The sequence below is a fragment of the uncultured Brachyspira sp. genome, from assembly GCF_949287625.1.
Lineage (GTDB): Bacteria > Spirochaetota > Brachyspiria > Brachyspirales > Brachyspiraceae > Brachyspira.
Genome location: NZ_CASEGO010000088.1, coordinates 1 through 13,177, shown reverse-complemented (window position 1 = coordinate 13,177; position 13,177 = coordinate 1). Strand labels below are relative to the sequence as shown.

Sequence of the window (13,177 nt, the reverse complement as noted above, 5' to 3'; positions counted from 1 at the left end):
TGTCTTTAATATAAGAAATTGTTTTTAATATCATAGTAAACAAATTATACATCATACGACTAAAATGTCAATTAAATTTATATATAAATAATTAAAATAATGTGTACCAATTGACAAAATAAAATTGTTCCAGTATATACCAGAAACAATATTAAAGCCAAATCCTGAAAAGACAGCCTATCATAATTTTATAACAAGAACAGACGATAAACATAGCGATTTAGTATTATTAGAACTATCTGATAAAAAAGAAAATTATGAAATAGTAAATTATCATGTAATAAGAAATAAAAAATTAAGAAAGATAATAAAAGCTAGAATGGGAGGACAGCCTACCCATAACAAGCGTATAGGATACCCTCCATCGTATCAATTTAGTAAATACTAAATATCACGGCAGTCGAGGCTGATTTTCTGCAGTTCATTCTAGCTTTAAATAAATGTTAGTAGGGAGGACGCCCCGTTCCTACATCGCAGTACTTGAAAATCAAGCAAGTGGCAGTCGAGGGCGGCAATTTTTCTGCCATTCGTACTAACTCTATATATTTAGTTTAACAAAGTTTTATAATAAGTCAATAGAAAATGGTAAAATAATTAAAAATTATAATATCTTATATTAGGCTTGTTTTAAAAATACTTGACAAATAATTTTTCTAGTTTGTTATTTTATGTTAAATTATATAATATTAATTATTATACAAAATAAATGTTTTATATGTTGTGTGAATTACATATTCAAGCTGTAAAAATGCAGTTCTTCGCGAATGCGGGCTGTGCAGGCATACTTTGTATGGGGCAATAATGAAGGTGACTTGCATACGGCAGGCAAAATAAGCAGGAGTTCGGTATGACTGAGTATTAGGGATAGTCCCAAAAATAATAAAAACATGAAAACTAATTTTTAAGTTTGTCAATTATAAATTATTTAAATATTTTATAATCTTGTTTTTTGTATAAAAATTTATATATTATATATATTATTATAATACAATTCGAACAGAGGTAATATTTATATGGAAGATGTGTTTATAGGAAAATTAATAAAAGAACTACATACTGCTTTGGATAACAGATTTAATAAATTCTTGGATAAACATAAATTAACATCTTCTCAAATGGATATACTAATGTTTCTTTATCATAATGAGCAGAAAATTGTTAATCAAAGGGATATAGAAAATTTTTTGGGCTTAAGTAATCCTACAATAGCTGGTACTTTATACAGATTGGAAAAAAAGGGGTTTATAAAAAGAAAAATAAGCAGTGAAGATAAAAGATATAAAGAAATATATTTAACTTCTAAAAGCAAAAAGGTTAAAGAAATTGTATTTGAAGATATTAACAAAAATAACGAAATAATGTTTCACAATATGTCATCTAAAGAAAAAGAAACTTTGGTTTTATTAGTAGAAAAATTATTAAGCAATATACAAAACAAAGATATCGATTTTTAAATAATTCCAAAAAATCATTTAAAATATAAACTATTCATTACATCGCAGGCAAATGATATTAAACGATTGCTTATAGTTACAGTAGATGAAATTGTAAGTATTATAGATTCATTTCCTTTGCTTATAACAGCTATGGCATTAAAAAAGTCATTTTTATTTATCTTTGATGTAAAAATAAACTCTGCAAATAAATCATTATAATCTTCTCTGTTTTTTATAGATATTGGTTTAATAATAGAATAAAGCTCACCTCTCCTATCTCTAAATCCGTCAAATAACTCTTTTATAGCCTTTTCATCGTATTTTTCATTGCTGTAGCTTATTATGATTGATATTCTATTATCTGGGCTTTCTATTTTTAATAAAGAACCTTCTATATATGCATTAAAATTTTCTGGTACAAGCAAATGAAATCTGTCTGGATTTGCCTCAATTGATGTAAACTTATCTATATAAAATTTAGAATTATCTATCAAATATTTAATATTATTAATTCTGTTTATAATATTAATATCATTTTTACTTATAGTTAATGCTCTTTCTAAAACATCAAAAGCCTCATCATATTTATACATAGCTCTGTACGCTACTGACATATTAATCATAGATAAAACATCATCATTATCTATAAATACAGCCTTTTTATACTTTTCTATGGCTTCATTATGCCTTCCTTCCATTGACAGTATAATTCCGTACTGTCCATAAATACTAGAATTAATATCTCCAATAGATATAAGTTTTTCTATTACCTCTTTAGCTTTATCATACTGATAAGTATTTATAAGTGCCTCAATCTTGTTTTCAAGCAAATCCTTATCATCTTTTATAAAACTAAGACCTTTATCCATTAATTCTATTACAGAGTTAAAATCATTTTCTTCATAATATATATCTGCTAAAACCAAATATCCGTATTTATATTTATTGTCTTTTTTTATTAATTCCAAAGCTAGTTTTTTAGCATAAGAAATATTATTTATATCTATTAAATTATTTATCTTTTCTATAACAATATCATTACTTTCTTTTATAACCTCTTTAATATCATCATCTACATTAATATTATTTACACTTTCACTAGCTAACATAATTTTATCTCCAATTAACTATAATAAAGCCTTTATTTTTATTATTTAAAGCATGCTCTTTTAATCTCTTATCAGGATTAACGCATATTTTAGTGTCGGCAAATTCAAAAAGAGGTAAATCACTTATAGAATCACTGTATGCTATATTTTTGTGCCTATGTTTAGGAAAAAAATGTTCAGTAAAAAGCCTGTATCTTTTAGCAGTACCATAGCAGTTTCTTCCGTACATATAACCAGTATACTTTCCTCTAAAAGTCCATAGCTCAGTACCCATACATCTGTCAAAACCTAAGTTTTCTGCTATATATTTAGCATAAATTTCAAAACTGGCTGTAATTAAAACTAATGTATAACATTCACTTTTTAATTTTTTTATTTCTTCTAAAGCATCTTGATAATAAAGAGACGGTACTACAGTATCTGCAAACTCTTTTCCGATTTTCTCTCCAAACTCTATATCTATATTTCTAAATATATGTGCTATTCTATACTTTACACTTTCATTATTTATTATTTTTAAACAAAATAAAATAAAATAAGGAAGTAAAGCTATATAATATATGAAACTTGAAGGATTCTTTTTTAAATAGAATTTCATAAAAGGAACTATTGAATCTTTTTTCAAGATAGTTTTATCCAAATCAAAATATGCCACTTTCATCATAATAATGTTATTCTACTACAAAAAAATCATTTGTCAAAGGAATTTAATCAATTTATACAAAAAAATTATGTAAACTTGCTATAAAAATGTCTTGACTATAAGCAAAAAATTTAATATTATATAGGAAATTTAATATTCATTAATAATGAATATTATTATTAGAATAATGAATATATAATTTTTTACAGATAATTTTTTAGGAGAAAATATAAATATGCTTAGAGAGTTAGTTATATACGGAGATGAAAGACTTCAGCAGGTATCAGAAAAAATAGAAAAAATAGATGATGAAATAATTACATTAATAGATGATATGTTTGAAACTATGTATAAAGAGCGAGGTGTAGGACTTGCGGCTGTTCAAATAGGAGTATTAAAAAGACTTATAGTTATATCAGTACCAGATTTTGATGATGAAACTAAAGCAGACTTCAAATTAGCACTTATAAACCCAGAAATAATATGGCATGGTGAAGAAAAAGAGACATTGGAAGAAGGCTGTTTGTCATTTCCAGAAATAAGAGATGATGTAGCAAGATATAAAGAAATAAAAGTAAAATATTTGGATAAAGAAGGTAATGAACAAATACTTGAAGCTGAAGGCTATATAGCTAAGGTACTTCAGCATGAAATAGATCATACAAATGGAATATCATTTATTGACAGACTTGAATCATATCAAAAAAGAAGATTAAAAAGAGAATTAAAAGAACTTAGAAATAATACTGTAAGAGAAATAAAAAAAGTACAAAACAGAGAAAAGCTGCAAAATACTAACAATTAATTAAAAATGGACAAAAAATGATTAAAAACATAATATTTGATTTGGACGGTACTTTAGCAGATTCTATAGGTGATATTTACCATTGCGTAAATACAACACTTACACATTTTAACTTAAAAAACATAACAATTGAAGATGCACATAATTTTGTAGGTAATGGTGCTGGAATGCTTATAAAACGTGCTGTAAATAAATACAATAATAATGAAAATATTGAAGAAGAAGTATACAGCTTTTATATGAAATATTATGAAGAGCATTGTGTTGATAATACAAAATTATACAGCGGAGTTTATGATACATTAGAGCTGTTATACAAACATAATATCAATATGTTTATAATAAGCAATAAGCCTAATAAGATGGTAAAAAAAACAGCAGAAAAACTAAATATAATAAACTTTTTTAAGGCTGTGATAGGAGATGGTGTTTATCCATACAGGAAACCTGATGTTAATATATGGTACAGTATAAAAAATGATTATAACTTGAAAGAAGATGAAACTATTATGGTTGGAGATGGTGTACCAGACTATGAATTTGCTGTTAATTCTAAAATAAAATGCATATTAGCATTATACGGCATAACTGATAAAAAAATTTTGATAAATCTAAATAATAATGATTATTATTTAAATTCATTTAAAGAAATTGCCGATTATGTATTATAAGAAGTAAATTTAAAAAAAGAATATTAAACTATTGACAATACTAAAAAATGTTTGTATATTAAAAGAAATTATTTCTTAAATAAAAACAATTAGTATTAATTTAACAGAGACATGAAAAATAACAAATTTAAGTACACAAAAATTAGAAAAAGCAAAGGTATATTTCTGTATATAGAAAATATACTAGAAGGTATCAAGTCAAAATTTGAAAATAATGCACCTAGAATAAGAACTACTTTTGTACATTCTACAAGGTATAATGAAAATAAACCAAATAAAATATTTTCAAGTTTAATTAAGAAATTTGCTTTAACTGTTGTCTCATTATCACTATTTCTATTTCTTGCAAATTTCTTAATAATGAATATGCGTCAGACTTCTAATGCAGCAATACTCCCTAAGGATAAACTGCCTTCTAATATAGCATACAATAAAGTACTAGATGAAATGTCTCCAGAACAATTATCCAGCAGCCCTGAATCTACTTTATCTGATGTACCTACTGTAACTTCTGCCGTAACAATAGAAAATGCCACAGATATATTTTATAATACTATAACTTCTGATAATACATTGGTAGGCGACGGAACTATAGGAATGAAATATGATGAATATATCATAGAAGAAGGAGATAATCTAACTGTTATATCAAGAAAAATAGGTGCTAATTTAGATACTTTAGTAAGTGTTAATAAAATAAGCAATGCAAATAGATTAAGACCTGGACAAAAAATTATAGTACCTAATAGAAACGGACTTTTATATACTATGAAAAAAGGCGAATCTATAGAAGATGTTACAGAAAGATATGATGTTTCATTAAAAAGAGTACTTACTTTCAATAAAATATCTGATGCAAGTTCTATAGAAGAAGGAGATGATATATTCCTTCCTGGTGCTAAATATACTTTAGACGAAAGAATAGATAAATTCGGACAGATGTTCAGCCTTCCTACAACTATAACTAGAATAAGCAGCGTATTCGGATACAGAGTACACCCTATTACTGGAGTAAGAACTAAACATATGGGCGTCGATATACCGGGAAGACTTAATACACCAGTATATGCAGCAAGAAAAGGTAAAGTTATATTCGCAGGATACAGCGGCGGATACGGAAATTTGGTAATAGTAAGACATGATAAAGGATACACTACATATTACGGACACCTTAATTCTATAACTACAAAAGCAGGAGCAAATGTAGGCGTTGGTGTTATGATAGGAAGAATGGGAAGCACTGGAAGATCTACTGGAAGCCATTTACACTTTGAAGTTAGAAGAAATGGTGTAGCATTAAATCCTGCTGACTTCATACCTATTAAAAAGTTTTTGAGAGGAAGAAGATAATAATAAAATAATAAATTATTAAAAACATAGATATAAAAAAAGGATTCATTTTTATGAGTCCTTTTTATTTTTTTAATATTTTTGATTTTTTATATATATTACTATTTACAATTATATCTATTTGAGTATAATACATCATTATGAATGACATTATAAAAATCATTAATATATTAAATGAAATACCAGAGCCTTTCTCTGTAGACGGAATAATAAAAACATTTGAATTAAATTCAAAGAATGTAATAGAAAGTTTTGCTGTTTATTTTTATAAAGAGGGAAATGATGAGGCTAATTTATGGTATGTATCTGCAAATAAATCTGTGATAGATAATAAAGATAATAATAAAAAATATAAATTATTTGCAAGAGGAAATAATTTCGGCTTTATGCTAATTAACAGTACAAAAGATAAAGAAAAAATTGAAATATTAATAAATTACTTATCTATAATACTTTACAGTGAAAAGCTATCGTTTTTGGCAAATAGAGATAAACTTACAGGTCTATATAACAGAGGATACATACTAAAATATCTTCAGGAAAAAGAGATTAGCGGACATATATATTCTATTGTAATAATAGACTTGGATAAATTCAAACATTACAATGACAGCTACGGACATAATATAGGCGATCATGTATTAAAGAATGCCTCTAAAGTAATGAAAGAAGCATTAAAAAATATCGTACATAAATCTGTACTTGGACGATACGGCGGAGAAGAGTTTATCGTAGTTTTTGATATAAATAACAGAGATGAACTTTATAATGCTATGGAAAAAATAAGAATAAATCTAATGGAAAGCGATTTTTCTACTGAAGAATATTCATTGAAAGCCACAGCTTCTTTAGGCGGTGCCGTAAAAGAAGGAAATATAAGTTTAAGAACTTTTATAAATCAGGCCGATCAATCATTATATAATGCCAAGGAAACTGGAAGAAACAAATCTGTTATACTAACATTTTAAAATTAAGAAGCGAATGATATGTATTTCCTATTCTATGATATTCATTTACAAGTTTAAATCCTTCTTCTTCTATTGTATCTTTCAGAAGTTTATACGGATACATTTTACTGCTGCCGTTAGCAATGGCTGTAAAATATAAAGAGGTTGCCTGTATAGAAAAAGCTGCTGATAAATGCTGCTGCTTATCCCAAAGAGGCTCTAAAATAAATATATCTGTATCTTTATTTGATACAGCTTTTACTTTTCTCATTATAAACTTAATCTGTTCTATAGAAAAACAATCCAAAAACTGACTCATCCATACAACATCGCAATTATCAGGCAGTTTGCTGTCATTATCTAATATATTCATAGGGAAATACTCTACCCTATCTGAAAAATTATTATATTCTATATTTTTTCTAGCAAGCTCTATTTGTCCTTCCAAATCTATCAATGAACACTTTACATCATTATCATATTTAAGTGCCGATATAGAAAATTTTGCTGTATTAGTACCTATATCCATTATCTTCTTTCTTTTTTTCTCAAATATGATAGGAAGAGAACTATGATAGCAATTATCAGAGTAATAATTATCAAAATCTATCCAACTTTTTCTGCTTTTTTCTGGTATTGATGAAAGTCCTTTATATATGGTTTCATAATCTCCAAAAACTTTTAGTCCTTCTGGTTTAGAATTTAGAAGGCTGTCTTTTAAATAAAACATACCGTTATAGCATATATCATTAACAAAATTGATATTTACTTTAGTAAGATTATCATTGATAAGAAAAAAACCTATTTTACCTAAAATATATTTATAAGGATTAGAATTTTCTACTATTTTTATTAAGGAAAGCCCCAAACTTAATTCAAGCAAAACTGAAAGTGCATAAGGAGATAAACTCGTATTTTTTAGTATATCTTCTTCAGTTATTCCATTTTCACCGCTATTTTCGATAATATTTAATATATTAAAATCTATCATACATTTTGCAGCTTGGAACACTATAGGAGCAAAAGCTATTTTCTGAGCTTCAAATCTGGCATCTATAGCTTTTATATCATCTGTATAAAAATCATCTAACATAAACAAAGTATCCAATAAATGTTTATTTTGAGTATACTAACAAAATGTAAAAAAGTCAATTATAATGCGTATAGAAATAAAAAGTCACTTTTATTTAGCTTTAAAAGGGTAAAGCTAAATAAAAGTGGGAGATTATTTATGAAAAATACTTATTTATTATAACCATTTATAAAAGATATGGTAAAAAATAAATAGTAAAATATCATACGTCCCTTAATAATACAATATCTTTATCTCTTATTACTGTATTACCTCTTGGTATTACAGTTCCGCCGTCTCTTTTTATCATAACTATCAAATTATTTTTAGGTAAATTTAGATCTTTCAATTCCTTATCTCTCCAAGGATGATGAAGATTTATATGTATCTCTCTTAAACTTATATCATAATACTTAGTTCTTTTAGCATTAAGTATAACAACGTCTCCAGCCTCAATAACAGTTTTCCCATTAGGTATAATAGTGGTATTTCCTCTCTCTACAGTTACAATAATAGAATCCTCTGGAAGCTCTATATCCATTATAGGTCTTCCAACCCAATGATGATGCTGAGGTATCGTTATCTGTATAAGCTCCATATCAGAATCATCAACATAATCATTGAATGTTTTAAGTACATTTTCATCAGAATCTACCAAATCAAGCTTTTTAGCTATAATAGGAAGCAAAGATCCTTGAAACAATACAGACATCAAAGCCAAAAAGAATACTATATGAAATACATCATAATTTAATTCCTGACCGCTTACCATAACAAATATAGCAAATACTATTGAAGCAGCTCCCCTAAGTCCAGCCCACATTACCAATAACTGACTTTTTATATCAACTTTGAAAGGAATTAATATTGCAAATACAGCAATAGGTCTTGCTATAAAAGTAATGAACAAAGTTACAAAAACAGCAGTTGCAAGTATATCAGGCATTTTTGAAGGGAATGCAAGAAGTCCCAATAGAAAAAATAATACCATTTGTACAAGGCTTGTTATACCATCAAAAAAATGCACCAAAGTAACCTTATTTTTTATCTTTTGATTGCCAAGAATTATACCCACTATATAAGTGCTTAAAAAACCATTTCCTCCTATGCTTGAAGATAAAGAATAACTTAAAAGTGCTATGGTAAGAACAAATATAGTATCCAGTCCGCTTACGGGAAAAGTAAATTTCTTTAATACCATATAAGCAAACCATGATACGGCAGCAGCAACTGCCAAGGCATAAACTATTTGAGAAAAAACCATATAAGTTATAGATAACGGAGAACCAAGCGTCTTTCCTATAAGCCCTAAAAATATAACTGTAAGCATATATGACATAGGGTCATTACTTCCGCTTTCAAGTTCAAGTAAAGATGCAAGCCCGCCTTTTAAATTAAGTTTTCTGGATCGAAGTATAAAAAATACTGAAGCAGCATCTGTTGAACCTATAACAGATCCTATTAAAAAGCTTTCAAACAAATCTATCTTCAATATGAAATGGCATAATAATCCGACTATCATAGATGTAATAAAAGTTCCTAAAAAAGAAAGAAGAAATGCCCTTGGCGCTACTCCTTTAGCAGCATTCCAGTTTGTACCAAATCCTCCATAAAACATTATCAATATCAATATTATTGTACAAATCTGCTCAGCAAAAACATAATTATCAAAAGGTATTTTAAACACTCCGTCTGTTCCGAAAAGCATGCCCATTATTAAGAATAATAAAAGAGATGGAACCCCTATTTTTGTAGAAATTTTACTTACAATTATACATAGAATAATTATTATAGATGATAATAATATTGAAAAATTCATAAAAATAAAAACCTTATTAAATAGAAGTATATTATTATAACACTATTTTTAAAAAATATAAATATGTTAACAAAAAAAATTGATTGTAATAAATATAAGCAAATGATATTATAATTTATATATGAGACCTAATTTTGAAAATATAAAATCATATCAGGAATTTATAAAATATTATTGGTATTATGATGAATTAAAAACAATATGCAAAAATCTTAATATTAATCATATAGGAAATAAAAAGGAATTAAATAAAAATATAGAAGAATATTTCAATGGAAATTTAATACCAAAAAAGAAAATACAAAAATTAAAAAAAATAAATAATAAAAATATTAATTTGGATTCAAAACTATTAGAATGCGGTTTTTCTTTTAATAAACAATTTAGAGAATTATTTTCTAAATATACTGGTATTGAAAAGTTTAAATTTAATGCTGATATGGCTGCTGTTTGGAAAAAAGTTAGAGAAGATAATGATAAAAATTTTACTATTAAAGATATGATTGATGTATATTATAAAAAAAATCACTATGCCAAATATGATAATTCATCTTGTCAATGGAATAAATTTTTAAAAGATTTCTGTAATGATGAAAAAAATAATATTTTTAAAAACAAATTAAAGTCTGCTTCTATAATTTGGAATATAATAAAAAATTCTAATAAAGAAAAAATATATACTTATAAACTAGTAGAGGATAATTATGATAAATGAAAAGAGTATTTGAATAATTAATTTTCATTATATTACAATAAGTTATCATAATACTATAATGCAATTTTTAATAATCATAATATTTTTTATCATTACAGTTTCCGATAATAAATGTAAACTGATATACAAAAAACTATATCATAAAAAAATAATAAAAGAATTTATAATTATTACGAGAATAGAAACGATATAATCACTTCTATATAAAAACAGGAGATATAAAAATTATGAGAGTTACTGAACAAGCCCAATTTAATAGAACAGTTAGTACAATAAAAAGAAACTACAGCGAGATGGAAGCTTCTCAAACTAGATTATCTACTGGTCAAAGGGTTCAGTACCCTCACCAGAATGTTACTTCAACTATCAATTCTATATACTATAAAACTAGAATGTCATCAGTAGACAGATATCAGAATAATATAGTTGACGGTAAAGAAAGATTAAGCGTAGCACATGATTCTATGTCAGCAATAACAGAAGCATTAAACAGAGCAAGAGATTTAGCAGTACAGGGTGCTAACAGTACATATGGTGCCGATGACAGAGCAAAAATGGCTATGGAAGTTGAGGAGATGATAGAGAGAATATACGATATATCAAAAACTCAAAGTAAAGGTGAATTTGTATTTTCTGGTACAAGTATAAAAACTGCCCCATTCAGAGCATTTTACGGACATGATGAAAAAGCAGGACGCTCTATAATAAAATCAGTTATGTATGAAGGAGACGGAAATCCTCAAAACAGAGAAATAGAAAACGGTCAGCTTATAAATGTTGCTACACCTGGTAATTATGCTTTTTGGGGTACTGATATGGAAATAATATCTACAACTGATGCTTCTGCTTATGTAGCTGCTGAAAATCAGGATATTATGATAGATGATATGGTTATTAATATTAAACAAGGTGATAATATAGAAACAATTGTTCAAAGAATAAATGACGCTAACGGCAATGTAAGTGCAAGCATTGGAGATTTAAAAGGCGGACAAAAAGTTATACAGCTAAAAACAGGTACACCTCATAAAATATTATTACAGGATTTAGCTGGCGGTACTGTTTTACAGGATATAGGTTTGGTAAGAGTGGGAGCTGCTAATACTCCTGAAAATAACTATGAACCTAGTGCTTTGGTAACAGGAAAAAGTGTATTTGAAAGTTTAATATATTTAAGAGATGCTATGCTTAATGATGATGTTAGAGCTATAGGCAGCGAGGCTTTAGGTTATATTGACAGTTCTTTAGATAATGTTGCTACTGTTCAGGCTAATGCTTCATCTAAAGTAACAAGACTTGATATGGGTTACACTAGCTTTGAAGATCAAAAATTAGCTATTGAAGAGGCTTTGGCTAAAAATGAAAATATTGATTATGCCGAAGAAATAGTAAACTTCAATATGTGGCAGTATGCTCATAATGCTTCGCTTCAAACAGCTGGAAGATTATTAGGCAGAACATTGATGGACTATTTAAGATAATTAAAATATAAATAAAAAATGCTGACAATTGTAAAAGTTTATTCTTTATTAAAGAAAGTATAAAAGGAAATTATTTTATGCCGGAAATAGAATCTAGGATATTAGGAAAAATAGAGGTTTCTGATAACTCATTATATCATCTTAATGGCACTATATTAGCATTTGAAGATTATGATGAGTTCTATCTAGTTAATATGGACGAAGAGGGAACTTTTAAGATACTGCAGTCTAAAGATGATAAAAATGTATGCTTCATACTAATAGACCCATTCTTAGTATTTAAAAATTATGAGCCAGATGTTCATGATGATGATATAAAATATTTGGGTATAGAAAATAAAGAGGATTTATACCTTCTTACAATAGTCAGCATTCCAAACAGTGATTTAAAAACTATGAGTGCTAACTTAGTAGCACCTGTAGTTTTTAATATAAAAAATCATAAAGCCAAACAATGTACTGTTTCAGGAGATAAATACACTACCAGACACTCTATTTTATTAGAAAATAACGATTCTTCAGAAAGGAGTTCATAATATGCTCGTACTTTCTAGGAAAATCAATCAAAGCATAGTCATAGGCGACAATATAGAAATAATGCTGGTAGATATAAGAGGCGATCAAATAAAATTAGGAATTAATGCACCTAAAAATGTAAAAATATTCAGAAAAGAAGTTTATGAAGAGATAGAAAGCCAAAACTTAGAAGCTTCTAAAGAGGCTACAGCTGATAAATTAAATATATTAAGCAATTTTGTTAAAAATAAATTCGGAAACAGCAAAAAATAATTTTTATTTATCACACAATAAACTTATTTCATAATTAATTTTTTATAATCTGAAGTTTTATTCTCAAAATATTGCAGTTATTCTATATGCTGACATCTATATTTTTTATTAATCAATAAAATATATTGTTATAATATAATTTACATATACTGGAACGATTTCATTTTGTCAACTGATGTACATTATATAGAATTATCAACTTTTTTGCCGCACAAAAAAGTTGCTGCCAAAGGCACGCAGAGCGAAAAACGCAATTACTAGAACTTTATATTTTAAAGATATGTATTAAACGTATGGTAATATCTGAAATTTGGGCTAAAAATGCAGTCTTTTTGGTTCT

14 protein-coding genes are annotated in these 13,177 nt (G+C 26.9%); 10 read left to right on the top strand and 4 right to left on the bottom strand.

Annotated elements, in window-relative coordinates; genetic code table 11:
- The first annotated feature begins 124 nt into the window (after positions 1–124).
- Both Q1X91_RS11925 and Q1X91_RS11920 read left to right on the top strand, forming a co-directional pair.
- Complete coding sequence (locus Q1X91_RS11925) at positions 125–388, top strand: hypothetical protein (protein ID WP_300757722.1); 264 nt, start codon at positions 125–127, stop codon at positions 386–388.
- Between the two features lie 625 nt (positions 389–1,013).
- Positions 1,014–1,454, top strand: coding sequence for a MarR family transcriptional regulator (locus Q1X91_RS11920; protein WP_300757719.1), 441 nt, complete (start codon positions 1,014–1,016; stop codon positions 1,452–1,454).
- 14 nt (positions 1,455–1,468) lie between these two features.
- Here Q1X91_RS11920 and Q1X91_RS11915 read toward each other — a convergent pair whose 3' ends face one another.
- Both Q1X91_RS11915 and Q1X91_RS11910 read right to left on the bottom strand, forming a co-directional pair.
- Positions 1,469–2,545, bottom strand: a complete 1,077-nt coding sequence (locus Q1X91_RS11915; protein WP_300757716.1) for a lipopolysaccharide assembly protein LapB — start codon at positions 2,543–2,545, stop codon at positions 1,469–1,471.
- A gap of 4 nt (positions 2,546–2,549) precedes the next feature.
- Entirely contained in the window at positions 2,550–3,209 is a 660-nt protein-coding gene (locus Q1X91_RS11910; RefSeq protein WP_300757714.1) for an HAD-IB family hydrolase, read from the bottom strand.
- A gap of 214 nt (positions 3,210–3,423) precedes the next feature.
- Here Q1X91_RS11910 and def point away from each other — a divergent pair, with 214 nt between their 5' ends.
- The 4 genes from def to Q1X91_RS11890 all read left to right on the top strand — a co-directional run bounded on the left by def (position 3,424) and on the right by Q1X91_RS11890 (position 6,982).
- Complete coding sequence (gene def, locus Q1X91_RS11905) at positions 3,424–3,993, top strand: peptide deformylase (protein WP_300757711.1); 570 nt, start codon at positions 3,424–3,426, stop codon at positions 3,991–3,993.
- Between the two features lie 17 nt (positions 3,994–4,010).
- Positions 4,011–4,664: an HAD family hydrolase gene (locus Q1X91_RS11900; protein WP_300757708.1), complete on the top strand. Its 654-nt coding sequence runs from the start codon at positions 4,011–4,013 to the stop codon at positions 4,662–4,664.
- Between the two features lie 111 nt (positions 4,665–4,775).
- On the top strand, positions 4,776–6,014 hold the full coding sequence (locus Q1X91_RS11895) for a M23 family metallopeptidase (protein WP_300757705.1): 1,239 nt from the start codon (positions 4,776–4,778) through the stop codon (positions 6,012–6,014).
- A gap of 140 nt (positions 6,015–6,154) precedes the next feature.
- On the top strand, positions 6,155–6,982 hold the full coding sequence (locus tag Q1X91_RS11890) for a GGDEF domain-containing protein (RefSeq protein WP_300757703.1): 828 nt from the start codon (positions 6,155–6,157) through the stop codon (positions 6,980–6,982).
- Here the strand turns inward: Q1X91_RS11890 and Q1X91_RS11885 are convergent.
- Complete coding sequence (locus tag Q1X91_RS11885) at positions 6,966–8,054, bottom strand: class I SAM-dependent methyltransferase (protein ID WP_300757698.1); 1,089 nt, start codon at positions 8,052–8,054, stop codon at positions 6,966–6,968. The two genes, Q1X91_RS11890 and Q1X91_RS11885, sit on opposite strands and share 17 nt — an antisense overlap.
- Before the next feature lie 202 nt (positions 8,055–8,256).
- Positions 8,257–9,852: a potassium/proton antiporter gene (locus Q1X91_RS11880; RefSeq protein ID WP_300757696.1), complete on the bottom strand. Its 1,596-nt coding sequence runs from the start codon at positions 9,850–9,852 to the stop codon at positions 8,257–8,259.
- Positions 9,853–9,973: 121 nt separating this feature from the next.
- Here Q1X91_RS11880 and Q1X91_RS11875 point away from each other — a divergent pair, with 121 nt between their 5' ends.
- The 4 genes from Q1X91_RS11875 to csrA all read left to right on the top strand — a co-directional run bounded on the left by Q1X91_RS11875 (position 9,974) and on the right by csrA (position 12,837).
- Entirely contained in the window at positions 9,974–10,567 is a 594-nt protein-coding gene (locus Q1X91_RS11875; RefSeq protein ID WP_300757694.1) for an SAP domain-containing protein, read from the top strand.
- A gap of 227 nt (positions 10,568–10,794) precedes the next feature.
- On the top strand, positions 10,795–12,048 hold the full coding sequence (locus Q1X91_RS11870; RefSeq protein ID WP_300757691.1) for a flagellar hook-associated protein 3: 1,254 nt from the start codon (positions 10,795–10,797) through the stop codon (positions 12,046–12,048).
- A 77-nt stretch (positions 12,049–12,125) separates the two neighbouring features.
- Positions 12,126–12,584, top strand: coding sequence for a flagellar assembly protein FliW (fliW, locus tag Q1X91_RS11865; protein WP_300757688.1), 459 nt, complete (start codon positions 12,126–12,128; stop codon positions 12,582–12,584).
- A gap of 1 nt (position 12,585) precedes the next feature.
- Entirely contained in the window at positions 12,586–12,837 is a 252-nt protein-coding gene (csrA, locus tag Q1X91_RS11860) for a carbon storage regulator CsrA (RefSeq protein WP_300757685.1), read from the top strand.
- Positions 12,838–13,177: the final 340 nt, after the last annotated feature.